Source organism: Serratia sp. 4542, assembly GCF_016805595.1.
Taxonomy (GTDB): domain Bacteria; phylum Pseudomonadota; class Gammaproteobacteria; order Enterobacterales; family Enterobacteriaceae; genus Serratia; species Serratia nevei.
In genome coordinates, this window is the sequence record NZ_RXKV01000010.1 from 173,705 (window position 1) to 192,506 (window position 18,802).

Annotated in this window: 20 protein-coding genes; 16 read left to right on the plus strand and 4 right to left on the minus strand. The window is 59.8% G+C overall.

What is annotated here, in order from left to right:
• Positions 1 to 44: 44 nt before the first annotated feature.
• The 6 genes from EKL15_RS24795 (at position 45) to EKL15_RS13060 (ending at position 6,206) form a co-directional block, all read left to right on the plus strand.
• Positions 45 to 404 carry a hypothetical protein gene (locus EKL15_RS24795; protein ID WP_060420470.1) on the plus strand — a complete coding sequence of 120 codons (360 nt, stop codon included), beginning with the start codon at positions 45 to 47 and terminating at the stop codon, positions 402 to 404.
• 73 nt (positions 405 to 477) lie between these two features.
• On the plus strand, positions 478 to 1,773 hold the full coding sequence (locus tag EKL15_RS13040) for an HlyD family secretion protein (protein ID WP_060439614.1): 1,296 nt from the start codon (positions 478 to 480) through the stop codon (positions 1,771 to 1,773).
• Complete coding sequence (locus tag EKL15_RS13045) at positions 1,760 to 3,877, plus strand: peptidase domain-containing ABC transporter (protein WP_203089682.1); 2,118 nt, start codon at positions 1,760 to 1,762, stop codon at positions 3,875 to 3,877. The genes EKL15_RS13040 and EKL15_RS13045 overlap by 14 nt, the downstream gene beginning before the upstream one ends.
• Positions 3,878 to 3,972: 95 nt before the next feature.
• Positions 3,973 to 4,173 (plus strand): hypothetical protein, encoded by a 201-nt coding sequence (locus EKL15_RS13050; protein ID WP_016927170.1) that lies wholly within the window; start codon positions 3,973 to 3,975, stop codon positions 4,171 to 4,173.
• An 86-nt stretch (positions 4,174 to 4,259) separates the two neighbouring features.
• Entirely contained in the window at positions 4,260 to 4,658 is a 399-nt protein-coding gene (gene gspS / locus EKL15_RS13055; protein WP_060420474.1) for a type II secretion system pilot lipoprotein GspS, read from the plus strand.
• Between the two features lie 114 nt (positions 4,659 to 4,772).
• Positions 4,773 to 6,206 (plus strand): EmmdR/YeeO family multidrug/toxin efflux MATE transporter, encoded by a 1,434-nt coding sequence (locus EKL15_RS13060; protein WP_060439618.1) that lies wholly within the window; start codon positions 4,773 to 4,775, stop codon positions 6,204 to 6,206.
• A gap of 56 nt (positions 6,207 to 6,262) precedes the next feature.
• On the opposite strand, the gene EKL15_RS13065 is transcribed toward EKL15_RS13060, so the two are convergent.
• Positions 6,263 to 6,526, minus strand: coding sequence for a FaeA/PapI family transcriptional regulator (locus EKL15_RS13065; protein ID WP_060420478.1), 264 nt, complete (start codon positions 6,524 to 6,526; stop codon positions 6,263 to 6,265).
• Positions 6,527 to 7,300: 774 nt separating this feature from the next.
• On the opposite strand from EKL15_RS13065, the gene EKL15_RS13070 reads away from it, so the two are divergent.
• The 10 genes from EKL15_RS13070 (at position 7,301) to EKL15_RS13115 (ending at position 15,671) form a co-directional block, all read left to right on the plus strand.
• Positions 7,301 to 7,825 carry a fimbrial protein gene (locus EKL15_RS13070; protein ID WP_060420481.1) on the plus strand — a complete coding sequence of 175 codons (525 nt, stop codon included), beginning with the start codon at positions 7,301 to 7,303 and terminating at the stop codon, positions 7,823 to 7,825.
• A gap of 128 nt (positions 7,826 to 7,953) precedes the next feature.
• A complete protein-coding gene (locus tag EKL15_RS13075; protein WP_080432905.1) occupies positions 7,954 to 8,457 on the plus strand; it encodes a fimbrial protein in 504 nt (167 codons plus the stop codon).
• 56 nt (positions 8,458 to 8,513) lie between these two features.
• Entirely contained in the window at positions 8,514 to 11,054 is a 2,541-nt protein-coding gene (locus EKL15_RS13080; protein ID WP_060420486.1) for an outer membrane usher protein, read from the plus strand.
• A 33-nt stretch (positions 11,055 to 11,087) separates the two neighbouring features.
• Positions 11,088 to 11,846 (plus strand): fimbria/pilus periplasmic chaperone, encoded by a 759-nt coding sequence (locus EKL15_RS13085; protein WP_141959637.1) that lies wholly within the window; start codon positions 11,088 to 11,090, stop codon positions 11,844 to 11,846.
• 30 nt (positions 11,847 to 11,876) lie between these two features.
• A complete protein-coding gene (locus EKL15_RS13090; protein WP_084827588.1) occupies positions 11,877 to 12,485 on the plus strand; it encodes a fimbrial protein in 609 nt (202 codons plus the stop codon).
• 9 nt (positions 12,486 to 12,494) lie between these two features.
• Positions 12,495 to 12,986 (plus strand): fimbrial protein, encoded by a 492-nt coding sequence (locus EKL15_RS13095; RefSeq protein WP_060420495.1) that lies wholly within the window; start codon positions 12,495 to 12,497, stop codon positions 12,984 to 12,986.
• A gap of 15 nt (positions 12,987 to 13,001) precedes the next feature.
• Positions 13,002 to 13,493, plus strand: coding sequence for a fimbrial protein (locus EKL15_RS13100; RefSeq protein ID WP_147839773.1), 492 nt, complete (start codon positions 13,002 to 13,004; stop codon positions 13,491 to 13,493).
• 14 nt (positions 13,494 to 13,507) lie between these two features.
• Positions 13,508 to 14,062, plus strand: a complete 555-nt coding sequence (locus EKL15_RS13105) for a fimbrial protein (RefSeq protein ID WP_370592990.1) — start codon at positions 13,508 to 13,510, stop codon at positions 14,060 to 14,062.
• A 39-nt stretch (positions 14,063 to 14,101) separates the two neighbouring features.
• Positions 14,102 to 14,944 (plus strand): hypothetical protein, encoded by an 843-nt coding sequence (locus EKL15_RS13110; RefSeq protein WP_060439626.1) that lies wholly within the window; start codon positions 14,102 to 14,104, stop codon positions 14,942 to 14,944.
• Positions 14,945 to 15,065: 121 nt separating this feature from the next.
• A complete protein-coding gene (locus EKL15_RS13115) occupies positions 15,066 to 15,671 on the plus strand; it encodes a LuxR C-terminal-related transcriptional regulator (protein ID WP_084827590.1) in 606 nt (201 codons plus the stop codon).
• 44 nt (positions 15,672 to 15,715) lie between these two features.
• Here EKL15_RS13115 and EKL15_RS13120 read toward each other — a convergent pair whose 3' ends face one another.
• From EKL15_RS13120 to EKL15_RS13130, 3 genes are all read right to left on the minus strand, one after another.
• Entirely contained in the window at positions 15,716 to 15,895 is a 180-nt protein-coding gene (locus EKL15_RS13120; RefSeq protein ID WP_038872213.1) for a hypothetical protein, read from the minus strand.
• Positions 15,892 to 16,077, minus strand: coding sequence for a hypothetical protein (locus tag EKL15_RS13125; RefSeq protein WP_060420507.1), 186 nt, complete (start codon positions 16,075 to 16,077; stop codon positions 15,892 to 15,894). Before EKL15_RS13125 ends, EKL15_RS13120 begins: the two co-directional genes overlap by 4 nt.
• A gap of 229 nt (positions 16,078 to 16,306) precedes the next feature.
• Entirely contained in the window at positions 16,307 to 18,679 is a 2,373-nt protein-coding gene (locus tag EKL15_RS13130; RefSeq protein ID WP_060420510.1) for a glucose/quinate/shikimate family membrane-bound PQQ-dependent dehydrogenase, read from the minus strand.
• Positions 18,680 to 18,802 lie beyond the last annotated feature (123 nt).

Consider the following 18,802-nt stretch of genomic DNA (forward strand, 5'->3'; position numbering starts at 1 on the left):
GCATGTATGGCTGTGTTTGTCCGTTTAAATATGGAGATTAACCAATGAAAGAACTGTCTGTTATCGAAATGAATGAAGTGTCAGGCGCCTATTCCTGGGATATGAGCAATGGGCTGGCCGGCCTGATTGGCAGCGCCGTCACCAATGCCGCGGAAGCCGTTTCGTCCGTTGCTTTGGGCGCCGCGGTCGGCAGCATGGCGGGCGCCGTCATCGGCGGTAAGCACGGCGGCGACGGCGGTGGTCTGCTGGGCGTCGGCTCCATTGGCCAGGGCGTTGGCATGGTCGCTGCGGGTATTCTGGGTGGCGTGGCCAGCGGCGTGGCCGCGGCCGTTGTTGGCTGGGATACCACCCTGGAATACTCCAAAAAAGGCCTCGATGGGCTGATTAACGGCACCATCAGCTAAATCAATATTGCTGTCCAAGGCCGCAGCGCTCGCGCTGCGGCTGTCTCCCGGTCAGGCATGCGCAGGTCTTCCTATGAGTGATAATAAGAGCAGAAATATTTTCCGCCAGGAGGCGGTCAATTATCAACGTCAAAGATGGACCGGCAGAGCGCTGCTGATTTCCGGCGCGTCCAGCTCTGTGATTGCCGTGACGTGCCTCGTTTTTATTCTTATTTTGGCGAGCGCGCTCTATTTTTGTGAATATACGCGCAGGGTGGATGTCGAGGGGGAGGTGATCAGTATTCCGCATTCGACGAACGTTTTTTCTTCCCAATATGGCTATGTGAATCGGTCTTTCCACCAGGCCGGTGATGTGGTGGAAAAAGACGAGCCGCTGTATATCATCGATGTTTCCAGAAGCACGGCCTCGGGTAATGTCAGCCATATTGCCGCGGGTGAAATCAACAAGCAGATCGGCAATCTGGATTCGATCATCAGCAAGCTGAAAAAAAACAAAGACGCGATGCTGGAGAACCTGAGAAAACAGATCGACAGCTATGAGATAGCGTATAAAGAAACGGAAAAACTTAACCTCAGTGCCAGAGACGGCATGGAAAAAATGAGGGAGAGTTTGAAAAACTATGAGCATTACCTGACGAAAGGGCTGATTACCAAGGATCAGCTGAATTATCAGCGTTCGCTCTTTCAGCAACAGCAGAGTTCCTATCAGGCGCTCAACAGCCAAAAGATTCAGCAGAATATCCAGCTGTCGCAGCTGCGCAGCGATCTGCTGATTCGCGCCGCCGATTACGACAATCAAATATCGCAAAGCGAATCGCAACGCAGCGAGCTGCAACGCCAATTGGCGGAATCCAACGCCGGCGACCAGGTGATTATCAAGGCGCCGCTGAAGGGGAAAATCGAGTCGCTGAGCGTGACCGCCGGGCAGGTGGTCGAGAGCGGCAGCAGCCTGGCGCAGATCAAGCCGATTGAGAACATCAAATATTATCTGGTGTTGTGGCTGCCGAATAACAGTTTGCCCTACGTGAAAATCGGCGATGGCATCAACATTCGCTACGAGGCTTTTCCCTCGGACAAGTTCGGCCAGTTTCCGGGGCGCATTGAATCCATCTCTTCGGTTCCGGCTTCTCCGCAGGAGATGGCGGAATACAGCAGCGGCAATAAAAGGGAGCGAAACGCCTACTACAAAGTGTTGGCGTCCATCAGCGACACGCAATTCAGCGACAAAGGGAAATATCTGGAGATCAGCAGTGGGCTGCAGGCCAGGGTGATTGTGTTCCTGGATAAGAAACCGCTTTATCAATGGGCGGTCGCGCCTTTGTATGACATAAAAAACAGCGTGGTGGGGAGAGTCGATGAAGGATCATAATCTTTTTGAACGGATCAACGAAAAGTTAACGTTCTCTCTGCGTAAACGGGTGCCGAGCATCTTGCAGTCGGAGTCGTCGGAGTGCGGCCTGGCCTGCCTCGCGATGATCTCTTCTTATTACGGATTTAATGTGGATATGCTGAGCCTGCGACAGCGATTCGGCATTTCCACCCAGGGCGCGACCCTGGGCACCCTGTCACAAATCGCGGCGCAAATTCAGCTGAAGACGCGGGCCTTGTCGCTGGACATCGATGAAATCAATCAGCTGAAAACGCCCTGCGTATTGCATTGGAACATGAACCATTTCGTGGTGCTGGTTAAGGTTCAGCGCGCGGGCTTTGTGATTCACGACCCTGCCTTCGGGCGCCGAGTGATTGGCCTGCAAGAGATGTCGAACCATTTTACCGGCATTGCGCTGGAGCTGTGGCCCGACAAGGCTTTTCAGCAAGAGACCTTAAAGACCCGTTTACGCCTGCTGGATTTGATGAAAAACATCGAGGGGCTGCCGGGGACGCTGCTCAAGATTTTTGCCTTATCGCTCGTCATTGAGTCGGTCAACCTGCTGCTGCCCGTGGGGACCCAGCTCGTGACCGACCATGTCATTCAGGCGCATGACTACAGCTTGCTGACGGTCATCTGTTTGGGGCTGATCTTCTTCACCCTGTTTCGCGCCGTGGTCAGCATCGCCAGGGCCTGGATTTCCATCGTGCTGGGGACGCTGACCGATATCCAGTGGAAGACGACGCTGTTCGAACATCTGCTGAAGCTGCCGCTGGACTTTTTCGAGAAGCGGCACCTGGGGGATATCCAATCGCGGTTTTCCTCATTGGATGCGATCAGAACCACCTTTACCAATAATATCGTCGGCGGGATCATCGACGGCATCATGACGGTCGGCTTGTTCGTGATGATGATGGTCTATGGCGGCGGGCTGGTCTGGGTGGTGTCAGGCTTCACCCTGGTCTACATCCTCATCAGGATGATGACCTACCGCACCTACCGCCAATTCTCGGAGGAACAAATCGTCAAGGCGGCCAAGGCCAACTCGCACTTCATGGAGACGCTGTACGGTATTTCCACGGTCAAAGCGCTGGGCATCAAGGAAACGCGCTCCAGCTATTGGCTCAATTTGAATGTCGATGCCGCCAATACCAATATCAAAATCACCCGTTTCAATATGATGTTCGGCGGGATCAATACCTTTATCACCACGCTCGATCAGGTGGCGATACTTTGGCTCGGCGCCATGATGGTCATCGACAATTCTATGACGCTCGGCATGTTCATGGCGTTCAACGCCTATCGCGGCCAGTTCTCGCAGCGGGCTTCCAGCCTGATCGATCTGGCGATCGGCCTGCGCATGCTGTCGCTGCACAATGAGAGGATATCCGACATCGTCTTTACCGATGCGGAGGCGGAGTCCGCGCCGCGGCAGGTCTTCGAACCGGGCAAGGGGGTTGCCGTTGAGGTTAAAAACCTCACCTATCAATATGACGCGCTGTCCCGGCCGATCTTTAAAGACCTGGATATCCGCATTGCCGCCGGCGAGAGCGTCGCCATCGTCGGGGCGTCAGGCGTGGGGAAAACCACCTTGCTGAAGGTCATGTGCGGCTTGCTCAACCCAACCTCGGGAGAGATCCTGGCCGACATGATGGATATCCATAAAATCGGCGTGAATAACTACCGCAATGCGATCGCCTGCGTGTTGCAGGACGACCGGTTATTCTCCGGCTCGATCGCGGAAAACATCAGCGGCTTCGAGGTCAACGCCAATAAAGAGTGGATTGTGGCCTGTGCGATGCACAGCAACATTCACGAGGAAATCATGCAGATGCCGATGGGTTACGAAACCCTGATCGGAGAGCTGGGGAACGGCATCTCCGGAGGGCAAAAGCAACGTTTGTTTATTGCACGCGCCCTCTACCGGCGACCAAGCGTGCTGTTTATGGATGAAGCGACCAGCCATCTGGACGTTGAGAATGAATTGGCGATCAATCGGGCGATATCTTCGCTGAATATCACGCGCGTGATTGTCGCCCACAGAAAATCGACGATCGACTCGGCGGATAGGGTGGTGGCGCTGGGGGCCGCGAGCGGGGGCTAACGCTCGCCCGGCAACCCAGGCTGTCCCCGCGGCCAAAATCGCGGTAAAATGCAGCAGTTGACCTTATCGCACGCCATCAGGCCGCCGTACTCGCTATGAAAATGCGCAAACCGCGCCGTCCGCCCGGGCGGTGGATCTATTACATCCTGCATGAAGACATGCTGTGGCCCTGCCCGGTCAAATGGGAGTGGGAGAGCGGCTATAACGCCTGGCTGCCGTTTTACTATTCCCCCACGCTGGAGTTCGTCGCCGGCAACCCCGCCCGCGCCACCAAGGTCAGCAGCGGTCGGCGTTAAGCGGGCAGCGCGTGCTGCTCGCCTTGCCGCCCGGCATCCGCTCACCTAAGATCATTGCATCACCCACAGGTTTTCCGGGAGCTCCCATGTCTACTCTGTTTCGCACTTCTCTTTGCGGCGCGGTGGCGTTGCTGCTGCTGGCGGGCTGTCAGCAAACGGCGCATAAACCGACGCCGCCGCTGCAGGCGCAGTTGGATCACATCGCTTCGATGCTGGCCGGCGGGCACTTCCTGCGCGTGGACTGCGGGCGCAGCGATGTGCCGGACGATGTCAAATTGCAACGCACCGCGATGCGAGCGGCGCAGCATCGCGGCTGGGATACGCAGGCGGCAGGGTATCGGCAGCTGCCGGCGCTCACCCAGGCGCGCTACCTGACTCTGCAGCAGGACAATCAGCTGCTGACGGACAAATGCACCACGCTCAGCCGCAGCACCGCACGCTTTATCGCGGCGGCGCAGGCCGATCAGGAAGACTACATGGAGTAGCGCGACGGTGTGCCTTTCGGGCGCTCGTCGCGGGCGCCCAAAAATTCTTTGCAGGATAACGATTTATCGCTCATCATTTGAAATGATGTTTCACTTTTATCCATCGAGCCCACCTTGAACCTGTATGCCGCCCTGCGTCAGCGCGTGGAAAATACGCCCTGGTACGCCAAACGGAAAAGCTACCGCGTGCTGTTCTGGCGCGAAATCACGCCGCTGGCGGTGCCCATTTTTCTGGAGAACGCCTGCGTTCTGTTGATGGGGGTGCTGAGCACCTTTCTGGTGAGCTGGCTCGGTAAAGAGGCGATGGCCGGGGTGGGGCTGGCGGACAGCTTCAACATGGTGATCATCGCCTTTTTCGCCGCGGTGGATCTCGGCACCACCGTGGTGGTGGCCTTCAGCCTCGGCAAGCGCGATCGTCGGCGCGCGCGCGCGGCGGCGCGTCAGTCCCTGGTCTTGATGACCGGCGTGGCGCTGCTGTTGGCGGCAGGCATTCATCTGGCGGGCGAACCGATCATCGATGTGATCGCCGGGGCGGCCTCGCCGGAGGTGAAGGCGCTGGCGCTCTCTTACCTGCAGACCACGGTGTGGAGCTACCCGGCGGCGGCGATTGCGCTGATTGGCAGCGGCGCATTGCGCGGCGCGGGCAACACCAAGATCCCGCTGCTGATCAACGGCGGCATGAATATCCTCAATATCATCATCAGCAGCATTCTGATTTACGGCATGCTCGGCTGGCACGGGCTGGGCTTCGTCGGCGCCGGGCTGGGGCTGACGATTTCCCGCTATATCGGTGCCATCGCCATTCTCTATGTGCTGGCGATCGGTTTTAACCCGGCGCTGCACATCACGCTGAAAAGCTATTTCACGCCGCTGAAGATGAGCATCCTGTGGGAAGTGCTGGGGATCGGCATTCCCGCCAGCGTCGAATCGGTGCTGTTCAACGGCGGCAAGCTGCTGACGCAGATGTTCGTCGCCGGCATGGGCACCAACGTGATCGCCGGCAACTTCATCGCTTTTTCTATCGCTTCGCTGATCAACTTGCCGGGCAACGCGCTGGGCTCTGCCTCGACCATCATCGTGGGGCGGCGGCTCGGTAAAGGCGAGATCGGCCAGGCGGAGCGGCAGCTGCGCCATATTTTCTGGCTGTCGACCCTCGGGCTGACCGCCATCGCCTGGGGCACGGCGCCGCTGGCCGGCGTCTTTGCCGCGTTCTATACCTCGCAGGATGACGTAAAAACGGTAGTGAAAACCCTCATCTGGCTCAACGCCGCCTTTATGCCGATCTGGGCTGCTTCCTGGGTGTTGCCCGCCGGGCTGAAAGGCGCGCGCGACGCCCGCTTCGCCATGTGGGTGACGATGCTGGGCATGTGGGGCTGCCGCGTGGTGGCCGGCTATGTGCTGGGCATTGAACTGGGCATGGGCGTGGTGGGCGTCTGGCTGGGGATGTTCCTCGATTGGGCGGTGCGCGGCGCTTTGTTTTACTGGCGCATGGTCAGCGGGCGCTGGCTGTGGAAATATCCGCGGGTCAGGCGCACGGACGCCGGATAGTCTCGTCCGCGCGAAGCCTGCCGGTAGCCTGAGGGACTCCGGCAGAAAAAACGCGTTCAGAGGGAAGGGTACCAGCGCAACGACTTATTGACCGGCCCCGGCGTGACCAACACTTTGCCCCTGCCGGCCAGATTCAACAGCAGGTTGCGCGCCTGATAGATGGTGATGTCGTTAGACTCGGCCAGTTGGCGAGTGGTGGGCCACTCGCCGGGGGGCGGGGGGGCCGCACCGTTGGCCACAGGGCAGAGGCGGTGCAGCGTGGTTAATAAATGCTGCTGCAGGTTTTGTAATTCTTGTTGTTTTGGCGTGCGTTTTATCATGTCAGCCTCCCTTAAGCCTTAGCCGAGTTTTGATATAACGGTAAGCGTCTCCCGGACAATAATGCTCTGTTCCGGCAATACCCTTCTTGAACCGGTCGCGAACGCCTGCCTGAACCCGATATTTCCGTTGCGATAATCCCGCGGCACTCACCGATCAGAAGGGGTAACGGGGTGGCTAAATGCTCAGCCTGCTGTATGTAATGGCTGTAATTCATATCTTTTCTCCATTATTTACTGCCCGGTGCCGGTTTTTACCGGACCGAATTGATAAGCCTCCCTTTCCTTTTCCGGATCATTATAACGCAAATAGAAAAAAGGCGATCAATAATGTCGCGTGATATATATTTTACGAGATAATTGACTGACGTTGTTAATTTTACGATCTGTTGTTTCGCAAAAATATATTTGCCCTGTGGTTTTTGGGCTTATATCTCGTATTTATTGCTTTTGCCGGAAATGACTTTTCAAATTGTCGCGGTTTTTGTAACAATATTCGGGCCAAGACAAGCGAATAAGTTAAATCTTAGTGTAATTTTCATGATGGGTAGTAAATTTTGTGGAAATTTAAAGATTTGATTTTTTTCTTTCTCGTCAGCGTGAGTTTTGCTGAATACCTAAAATGGGTAATGATGAAATAAAATACGCGATTTAATTATCGTGAGGGTTTGCTTTGTCTGCGGATAATACCGTTTTCATTCTGGATTATATAAATAACTGTTAAAGGAACGGGAGCGATCCTGCGCTTTTTACATAAATTAAAGGAATAAGTGAATTATGAAACTGAACAAAATCATGCTGGCAGCGGCTCTGGCGTTTGGCGTTTCTTCTCTGGCGCATGCCGGCGATCAGGGGCATGGCAAAGTGACGTTTACCGGTTCCATTATTGATGCGCCTTGCTCCATTTCTCCTGAGACCGTGGACCAGACCGTGGATATGGGCCAGGTTTCCAACGTTGCGTTGAAAAATGGCGGCAAATCGGCGCCACGCCAGTTCGATATCAAACTGGAACAGTGCGACAACTCGACGCTGAAAACCGTCACGACCACCTTCGAAGGCAAAGCCTCTGCCGCCAACAAGGATCTGCTGGGCATCGTCGGCACCGCCAGCGGCGCCAGCATCGCCATCACCGACACCGCCAGCAATCCGATCAAGCTGGGCACCGCCACGGCTCCGCATAACCTGGGTGCCGGTACCAACACGCTGCGCTTTGCGGCTTACCTGCAGGGCGACGGCGCTTCCGCCAGCGTGGTTCCGGGTGATTTCACCGCCGTAGCCGACTTCAAGCTGGCTTACCAGTAAGCCTGCGCCATTGGCGTGACTTTTTGCATGCGGGGGTTCCCCGCATGCATTTTTCCAAGATGGAAGGGCAGTTGTCAGGAGGTTCAGTGCGCCGATTTATTCACCCTTTAGTGTCTCCTTGCATATTGATGGCCACGCTGATGAGCCCGGCCGTGTCGGCGGCGCCCAGCTCTCAAGGCTGGGGGCGCGTAAATATGCAAGGAGCCATTATTGATACCGCTTGCGCGATCGCCGCCGGCAGCCGCGAACAGACTATCGATATGGCCGTAATGCCGACGGGAAATATGATGCGTGACGGTTTGGGCAATACACATGCCTTCACCATTGAATTAATCAACTGCACGCTTGAGCGCCCGAAGCCGAATTTACCGGACTGGCGGCAGTTTCAGGTAGTTTTCGACGGTGATGCCGAGGGCGATTTATTCGGCGTGCACGGCGAAGCGAAAGGCATCGCGCTGCAAATATCCGATGGCCTGGGGAATATTGCCGCGCCAGGTCGGCCGTTGCCGCTTGGCGATATAACGCCAGGCAGCATGTCGCTTAATTATTCCATAAAGCTGGTTGCCAATAATCAACCGATGCGTGCAGGGGATTATTTTTCCGCCGTGCGTTTTAAGCTGGATTATTACTGAGCGCTGCGATTGCGGCGAGCCGCAACGCCAGAATTATACGATATAAGGTTAGGGATATGATGTTGTCGCCTGCTGGGAAGCTATTTCGTTTTCAGGTGCTGGGGTTATGTATCACGCTGGCGCTGGGAAGTTCATCAACGTGGGTATATGCCGAAGACGGTATTCAGTTTAATGCCGACATTTTGGACGTGAACGATCGCAAAAATATCGACCTAAGCCAATTTTCCCGCAGTGGATACATTATGCCGGGAAGTTACAGCATGGTGGTTCATCTCAATAAAAGCGAGTTACCCGAGCAGAAAATCCCTTTTTATCCGCCGGACAACGAACCTGACGGCAGCCGCGCCTGCGTCGGCAAAGCGCTGGTCGATCAGCTGGGGCTGAAATCGGCGGCGATGCAAACGCTCACCTGGTGGCATCAGGGAGAGTGTCTGGATGAGTCCAGCCTGAAAGGGATGGTGTCGCGCGGCGATCTGGCGACGGGCGCGCTGTATTTAAGCGTGCCGCAGGCCTACCTGGAATACAGCTCGGAAGACTGGGATCCGCCGTCGCGTTGGGATGAAGGCATTCCGGGCCTGCTGTTCGATTACAACGTCAACGCCCAGAGCCGGCAGCAGCAGCAGGGCGGTACGCGGGGGTACAGCGTCAGCGGCAACGGCACCGCCGGCGCCAACCTCGGCGCCTGGCGCCTGCGCGCCGACTGGCAGGGGCAGGTGAACCATCAGACCGGCAGCGGGCAATCGACCGACAAACGGTTGGACTGGAGCCGTTACTACGCCTATCGGGCCGTTTCCGCGCTGCGCTCGCGCCTGACGTTGGGTGAGGATTATCTGGATTCGGGCATTTTCGACAGCTTCCGCTTCTCCGGCGTGAGCCTGGTGTCGGACGACAACATGCTGCCGCCTAACCTGCGCGGCTATGCGCCTGAGGTGGTCGGGGTCGCCAAAACCAACGCCAAGGTGACGATCAGCCAACAGGGGCGGGTGATCTATGAAACTCAGGTGGCGGCGGGGCCGTTTCGCATTCAGGACATCAACGACGCCATCAGCGGCGAACTGGACGTGCGGGTGGAGGAGCAGGATGGCAGCGTGCAGGCGTTCAAGGTCAACACCGCCAGTATTCCGTACCTGACGCGCCCCGGCTCGTGGCGCTTCAAGCTGGCCGCCGGCAAACCTTCGGACTGGCAGCACCATTCGCGCGGGCCGCTGTTCGGCACCGGCGAGTTCTCCTGGGGCGTCAGCAACGGGTGGTCGCTGTATGGCGGGGCGCTGCTGGGCGGCGACTATAACGCGCTGTCGCTGGGGATAGGCCGCGATCTGATGATGTTCGGTGCGCTGTCGTTCGACGCCACCCAGTCGCGGGCGCGGTTGCCGCAGCGGGATGAGACGCTGAGCGGCGGCTCTTATCGCGTGAGTTATTCGAAAACCTTCGACGAGCTGGACAGTCAGGTCACCTTCGCAGGCTATCGCTTCTCGGAGGAGGACTTCATGAGCATGGGCGAATACCTCGATGCGCGCTATTACGGCAGCCGGGTCGGCAACAACAAGGAGATGTACACCATCACCTTCAACAAGCAGTTCCGCGACTGGGGGCTGAGCAGCTATCTCAACTACAGCCACCAGACCTATTGGGATCGTCCGTCCAACGATCGTTACAACCTGACGCTGTCGCGCTATTTCGATCTCGGCGAGATAAAAAACCTGAATCTGTCGCTGTCGGCCTACCGCAACCGCTACAACGAAACCAACGACGACGGCGTGTACCTGTCGCTGTCGATGCCGTGGGGCAACGGTGCCACGCTCAGTTACAACAGCACGGTGAACCGCAATGACAACACGAACCGGGTGGGGTACTACCAGCGAGTCGATGAGCACAACAACTATCAGCTGAGTGCCGGCAGCTCGCGCCGCGGCGCCAACCTGAGCGGTTACTACAACCACGAGGGCGATGCGGCGCGCCTGAGCGCCAACGCCAGCTATCAGGAAGGACGCTACAGCGCCGTGGGGCTGTCCGCGCAGGGCGGCATGACGCTGACGCCGGAAGGCGGCGCGTTGCACCGCGTCGGCATGATTGGCGGCACGCGCCTGCTGCTGGACACCAACGGCGTGGCCGGGGTGCCGGTGCGCGGCTACGGCAGCACCGTCAGCACCAACCGCTTCGGCAAGGCGGTGGTGGCGGACGTCAACAGCTACTACCGCAACAAGGCCAGCATCGATCTGGACAAGCTGGGCGACAACGCCGAAGCCACCCGCTCGGTGGTACAGGCCACCCTGACCGAAGGCGCGATCGGCTACCGTCAGTTTGACGTCATCGCCGGCGAGAAGGCAATGGCGATCGTCAAACTGGCGGACGGCAGCACGCCGCCGTTCGGCGCCACGGTGCTGAACGCCCGTAAACAAGAAACCGGCATCGTCAACGACGGCGGCAGCGTCTACCTGAGCGGCATCAACGCCGGCGAGATCATGACGCTTCACTGGAGCGGCGCGGCGCAGTGTCAGGTGCAGCTGCCTGCCACGCTGCCGGCCGACATGCTCACGCGTACGCTGCTGCTGCCTTGCCGGCCGATCGCCGCGGCGCCGGCGGAGCCGGTTGAATAAATTCATCATCCTGAATTTGGAGTTATCGACAACATGCAAACTTTTTCTCTGAAAACCACGGCGGCGCTCGTGCTGCTGGGCGCCACGGTGTCGCAGCACGCGCAGGCGGCGATCGCGCTCGACCGCACCCGGGTGATCTTCGACGGCGGCCAGAACTCGGTCAGCCTCAATCTCAGCAACCAGAACAAACAGCTGCCGTACCTGGCGCAGGGCTGGCTGGAGGACGAGCAGGGCAACAAGATCCAGAGCCCGCTGGTGGTGTTGCCGCCGGTGCAGCGCATCGAGCCGGGCAAACCGAGCCAGATCAAGATCCAGGCGCTGCCGGCGGCCAAACAGCTGCCGCAGGACCGCGAGACGCTGTACTACTTCAACCTGCGCGAGATCCCGCCGAAGAGCAACAAGCCCAATACGCTGCAGATCGCGCTGCAGACGCGCATCAAGCTGTTCTACCGCCCGGCGGCTATCGTGCCGAGCCGTACCGACATGGCGACGCCGTGGCAGGAGCAGCTGACGCTGACACGGCAAGGAGAGCGCTACCAGGTCAATAACCCGACGCCGTACTACATCACCATCGTCGATGCGGGCAGCAAAAAGGGCGGCGAGGGCGTGAAGGGGTTTGAGCCTTTCATGATCGCGCCGAAAAGCCAGGCGAGCCTGACCGTCGGCGCTGCGGCGCTGGGCGGCAGCCCGGTGCTGACCTACATCAACGATTACGGCGGCCGGCCGCAGCTGATCTTCAACTGCAGCGGCACGAGCTGCAAGGTGGTGCCGGAGAAACGGACGGCTTCATAACCCGCGCTGTGAGCCATTCAGGGGTAAAGGATGAAACGAGAACGGAAAAAAATCGGCGCAGGCGCGTTGCTGCTGGCGCTCAGTCTGGGCGTGATAGCGATGCCGCCGGCGCAGGCTGACGAGGTGGACAACTGGCAGGTAGAGGGCGCCAATGGCGTGCTGCAGGTGTATGGCGCGCTGACGGAGAGCGCCTGCCGGCTGGAGATGACCAGCGCGCGGCAGGACATCTGGCTGGGTGAGACCGGCACCGCACGGTTGCGGCAGGTCGGCGATCGCGGGCAGCCGGTGGCGTTCGAGCTGCGCTTGCAGGATTGTCTGCGCACCCCGGGCGGCCAGCGTGATGCGCGCACCGGCGCGTTGACCTGGGCGCCGAATCAGCCGGCGGTGACGGTCAGCTTCGGCTCGACGGCGGACAGCGACAACCCGCAGTTGGTGAAAGCGCAGGGTACCTCCGGGCTGGGGCTGCGCCTGCTGGACGGCCGCGGCCGCGACGTTCGTCTGGGCAGCCGCGGGCAACCGCTGCTGTTGACGCCGGGGCAAGATGCATTGAGCTACAGCGTGACGCCGGAGCGAACCGCGGCGCCGCTGATGGCCGGCGCGTATCGGGCGACGGTGGATTTTAGGCTGAGTTATGACTGAGGCGAGGCGATGGCACAGAAGATAACGCGTTGCCGGGCAGCGTTCTGGCTGGCGGGGATGCTGGCGCTGGGCCAACTGCCGGCGCAGGCGACCACGGTGAACGTGCGGGTCACGGTGCTTTCGCCCCCCTGCATCATCAACGGCGGGCGCCCGATTGAGGTGGACTTTGGCGATGAGGTGATGACCACCCGCATCGACGGCGCCAATTATCGGCGGGCGGTGAATTATACGCTGACGTGCAGCGGGCAGAGCAGCAACGGGCTCAAGCTGCAGGTGCAGGGGGCGGCGAGCGGTTTCGACGGCCAGCTGCTGCGCACCAGCAAGGACGGGCTAGGTATTGCGCTGCTGAACGGCGGCCGCCGCTGGCCGGTCAATCAATGGCTGAGCTTTACCTATCCGGCCGCGCCGACGCTTGAGGCGGTGCCGGTGAAATCGGCTTCCGCCAGGCTGACGGCGGGCGAGTTCACCGCCGGCGCCACCATGAAGGTGGATTACCAGTAACGCGGGAGCGAGAGCATGAAACAACGTTTTACGGCGAGCGTGCTGCTGTGCGCCGCGATGGCGTGCCCTTTCGCCTGGGCGGAAAAAACGGTCGACATGCAGTTTCGCGGCACGCTGATCGCGCCGCCGCCCTGCACCCTTAACGACGACGGGATCATCGACGTGGACTTCGGCGATCGCGTCGGCATCAACAAGGTTGATGGCGTGAACTACCGACAAACCATCGGCTACCGCATTCGCTGCGAACCGGGGATCGGCAAATGGGACATGTTGCTGAGCCTGACCGGCACCGCCGCGACGTTCGACGAAGCGGCGGTGCAAACCAATCGGCGCGCTCTGGGGATCCGCATTTACCAGAACGCCCAACCGTTCAAAGTGGGCAGCGCACTGCCCGTCGATCCCGCCAAACCGCCGGTGCTGGAAGCGGTGCCGGTCGGCAAGCCGGGCGAAGCTTTGACGGAAGGCGCATTCGAGGCCGCGGCGACGCTGCGGGCCGACTACCAATGAACAAGGAGGCGCGCGTGAAGACAATACAAGCCCGCCGCCGGCCAGGCGGCCACGGAGCCATCGGTCTGCTGTTGCTGACGCTGGGCGTGAACGGCGCGGCGCACGCGGTGGACAACCTACGCATGCACGGAGCGCTGGTGGCGGAGCCTTGCGTCATCCAGCCGGGCGACGAAGACATCGAGCTGGATTTCGGCACGCTGGTCGACAAATACCTGTACCTGAACCAGCGCACGCAGGGGCAACCGTTCGAGCTGCGGCTGACGGAGTGCGATCTCAGCCTGGGCAAGACGGTCTCGATCACCTTCAAAGGCACGGAGAATGCGCAGCTGCCGGGGCTTCTGGCACTGGCGGCGAGCAGCCAGGCGCGCGGGATCGCCATCGGCATGGAGACGCCGCAGGGGCAGCCGTTACCGCTCAACAGCGCCGGCGGCAAGTACCCGTTGCAGAACGGCAGCACGGTTATCGGCGTACAGGCTTATGTGCGCGGCGAACCGGAAGCGATCGCGAAGCGAGCTATCGGTCGCGGCGCTTTCAGCGCCATTGCGACTTTCAGTCTGGATTACCAATGAGCGCCGGGCTCCGGCACCACAGAATAAGGATATGACGCGATGCAGCGTGTTCACTTCAGATGGATGTACTTACTGTTTGGCCTGCTGCCGGGGCTGTGCTCGGCGCAAATATACTCGTACGTGACCAAGAGCACCGGCTCCCCCAGCAACGCGTCCTATGAATTTGTGCTCGAAAGCTGGGATACGGACGATTCGTCGCCCAATCCCTGTTACCAGCAAAGTATGTGCGCGGTGGGGATCAACCACCGCCACACCAGTGCCAATACCGGCGGCAGTACGGCGGTGACACCGTCGACCTCTATCGTCGGCTCAGGGCGCTACCCACAGATCACCCAATTGAGGACGATGGGCGAACTCAGCCGCTTCTACCAAAACATCTATCCGTTGCCGATTGTCGGCGCGACTTCTCATGTGGGGGACGCTATCACTCAGGAGTGTGTCGGGCTGTTTTATACCACCAGTTCCTCTTCCGTTGTTCAGGGGGCCAGTGCGAGATTGATGCCGAGCAGCGTTTGCGGCATCGCGCCACCGCCGGTCGGGGTGTGCGGCATCGATGAGCAACAGCTCGATCTGAACCACGGGGTGTTGCCGGATACCGAACTGGTGGGCAACACGGCGCGTGGCAGCCTGCGCGTGGTTTGCTCGCAGAAGATGAACATCGTCATGTATATCCGCGTCGGCAGCAATGGCCGCCTGGATCTGGGGAACTCCGGCGTTTACAGCACGCTGCGCATCAATGGCGCTCTGGGCAACCTGGGTTACCAGTTCACTGCGGATACACGCGGCGTCACGGTGCCGATCACTTCCACGCTCGGCGTGACCGGAACGGTCAAGGCCGGCGATTACTCGGGGCAATCGGTCGCCATTCTGGCGTTGCCGTAGCCGCATTACCCCCGCCGCGCGCCGGCGCGATGCCGCGTTATGTCGTTGAGCCGCCCGCCATCGGGGGGATGGCTCACGCTCGGTGGCGGCCGGAAAGGATTATTTTAAAGGGAGCGTGCCGATGGAAAGCACCATCACTCTGGCGTTTATCGATAATGACCGTTTCTTTATTGAAGGATTGCAGCGGCTGCTGCTGGCGTATTTCTCGCGCTGCGGCATGCGGGTTCAGCTGCTGGACGCCGCACAGGCGCATCGGGCGGATATGGTGTTCCAGTCCGTGGAGCGAGACTGGCAGGCGCGTTTCTGCCTGCGTTCAGTGAGCGGCAGCCGACCGATCAACTTTGCGCTGCGTGAGCCGGGCGATATTCGCTGGCGCGATAAGCCGCGTTGCATCAGCGAAACGGGGGTGATCTTCCGCAATGACTCGCCGGACAGCGTAGTCAGACAGCTGGACCTGGCGCTGGCGGCGCGGGCGCAAAGCGGGGCAGCGCACCGCTGCCATTGGTGCGAACGGCAGCGCATTACCCGCCGCGAGCAGGACGTGATGCGCTATCTGGCCTGTGAATTGCCGCAGACCACCATTGCGCGCAACCTGCACCTGAGCGTGAAAACCGTCAGCAACCACAAACAGGCGGCGATGAGAAAACTGGGTTTCAAACGCAACGCGGATCTCTACCACTGGCTGCGAATGGGCGGGTTGAAAACCGTAGAGCGGCCGCGAGGGTGACGGCGCGGCTCAGGCGCCAGACCTACGCCTGAGCCGCTGCGGCGTCAATACAGCAGGGTCATCGCGCTGAAGAACAACAGCGTCAACGCGATGATGATGACGTTTTGCGTGGCTTTGCGCACCAGCTTACCGGCGCTCAGACGGCTGTCGATGACGTAGAGCAGCGGCACCATCAGTAGCACGTAGGCAAACATCAGCATGGCGGTAAAAGGCTGCACATTCATTCCGGCGGCTCCTGTGGGTCATCTTGGCCGATCAGGTGCACCAGCACGGCCTCTGTTTGATGGGGAAGCCCGACAAAGGGCGAATGGACGGGGTGAGCCGGCTCGAACGGCAGGCCGGCGCGCCGCGTCTTCACCGCCGCTTGCAGGATCTTCTTTTGGTGTCTTTGCGTGTGGTCGACCATGCGCCTCCGAATAGGGCCGCCCGCAGGCGGCCGACTGCCATATTGCCCATTAAGGTGGAGAAGGATTGCGGGCCACTGCCGGGGCCACGCACTCATAATATTGCGAATGATAATTATTATCAATAATGAAAATGAAAAAATTAAGGGTATTGCGGGCGGCGCATCAGGCGGGGCGTAAAAAGAAAAAGCACGCCTTGCGGCGTGCTTTGCAGGGTATTACCGGTGGCGGTTACTTCTGATCGGGCAGCGCGTAAGCGACCACATAGTCGCCCAGCTTGGTGCCGAAGGAACCGTGGCCGCCGGCGTAGATCAGGACGTACTGCTTACCGTTGACCTCATAGGTCATCGGCGTCGCCTGGCCGCCGGCCGGCAAGCGTGCTTCCCACAGTTTCTCACCGTTGGTCACGCTGAAGGCGCGCAGGTAGTTGTCTGCGGTGGCGCCGATGAAGAACACGTTACCGGCGGTGGTCACCGGGCCGCCCAGCATCGGCATGCCCATTTTGAACGGCAGTGGCAGCGGGGAGCTGTCGCGCACGGTGCCGATGCGTTTTTTCCACACGATGTCGTTGGTTTTCAGATCAACGGCGGAAATGTAACCCCAGGCCGGCTGTTTGCACGGCAGGCCGAACGGTGACAGGAACGGATTCAGCGTGACGCCGAACGGCACGCCATACTGCGGCTGGATACCGGTTTCGGTACCGCTGCCGCCCTTGTCGCCTTCCGGCGGCTCAATCGGGTTGCCTGGGCCGCGCGGGATCAGTTTGGACACGAACGGCAGCGCGATTGGGTTGGCGATGGCGATTTCGCGATCGGTATCGACGGCCAGGCCGCCCCACTCGAACATGCCGAGGTTACCCGGGAACACCAGCGTGCCCTGCTCGGAAGGCGGGGTGAAGGTGCCTTCATAACGCAGGCTGTGGAACATCACGCGGCAGACCAGCTGGTCATAGATGGTCGCGCCCCACATGTCTGCACCGGTCAGTTTCTTCTCAGGACGGAAGGTCAGCTCGGAGAACGGCTGGGTCGGTGACAGGCGATCGCCTTTGGCCGGCCCCTGCGGTACCGGTTTCTCCGGCGCCGGCACCACCAGTTCGCCGTTGGTGCGGTTCAGCACGAAGATGTTGCCGGTTTTGGTCGGCACGTAGATGACCGGCACTTTTTTACCGCTCTTGTCGGTAATGTCCGCCAGGGTCGGCTGCGCTGGCACGTCCATGTCCCACAGGTCATGGTGAACCGTCTGATAGAACCAGGCCAGCTTGCCGGTGGAGGCGTTCAGCGCCAACAGGCCGCTGGCGTAGCGCTCCATTTCCGGGGTGCGGTTGCCGCCCCAGATGTCCGGCGTGGCGACGCCCATCGGCAGATAGACGATATCCAGCTTGGCGTCATAAGCGGCCGGTGCCCAGGAGTTCGGCGAGTTCGGCACGAAGTGATGCTCGTCCGCCGGGATGGCGTTCGGATCTTTCGCGCCCGGATCGAAGGCCCACAGCAGCTTGCCGCTGTTGACGTCGAAGCCGCGGATCACGCCGGAAGGCTCACGGGTGGAGTAGTTGTCGGTCACGGCGCCGGCGACGACGATCACTTTATCGGTGATCACCGGCGGCGAAGTCGGCTCGTAGTGGCCCGGCGTCGCATACGGCATGTTGCTCTGCAGGTTCAGTTCGCCGTTGTTGGCGAAGTCCGGGCACGGTTTGCCGGTTTCGGCGTCCAGCGCGAACAGGCGGCCATCGTTGACCGGCAGAATGATGCGGCGTGCGCACATCGCCGGTGCGGCGTTGCCGGCAGCGTCTGCGGCGGCAGCGGTTTCGTGGTAAGACACGCCACGGCAGGTGATGTGCTGGAAGGTCGGGTTGTACTTCAGCTGCGGATCAAACTTCCATTTTTCTTTACCGGTGGCGGCATCCAGCGCAAACAGCTTCTGGTGCGGCGTACACATGTAAAGGGTATCGCGGATCTTGATCGGCGTGACTTCGTTGGTGATTTCACCCGGATCGTTGGCGGTCTTCAGATCGCCGGTCTGGAAACGCCAAACCTCTTGCAGCTGGCCAACGTTTTTGTCGTTGATCTGGCTCAGCGGCGAGTAACGGGTGCCTTCCTGGGTGCGGCCATAGGCCGGCCAGTCGGCGCCGGTGGTGTCTTTAGGCTGTACCTGCGCGGCGTCGAGGGTGCCGTTGATCTCTTGCGGATCGTTGAACACGGCATAGGCCAGCGCAATGACGGTGATGACCAGCGCCGCGCTCAGCGCACCGTAGGCGAACTTGCCGTTGGCCACCAGCTTACGGTAGATAAACGGCAGTACCAGCCACAGGCCGAAGAAGAAGGTGACGTCCAGACGCGGCGTCAACGCCCAGAAGTCCGGGCCGACTTCCCACAAGGCCCAAACGGTGGTGCCCAACAGGAACACGGCATACAGCAGCAGCGCGGTGGCGCGGCGGCGGAACAGCAGCCAAGAGGTCGCCAGCAGCACCAGCCCGGCGATGATGTAATACAGCGAACCGCCCAACTTGGCCAGCCAAATGCCGCCGCCGAGCAGATAAAGCCCGCTCAGGGCGGCAAACAGCGCCGTTATGACGATAAGCGGCGATAGTGACGCTTTATTTTGCATAGCAATACCCTTACCAAAAATGAAAGTCCCCGATTTAGAGATTAAGCCAAATCGGAAAAAACACGCGGTTTCTCCCTAATATTTCAGCGGGAAGCCGCTAGGGTGACGTAAAACCCATCCCGT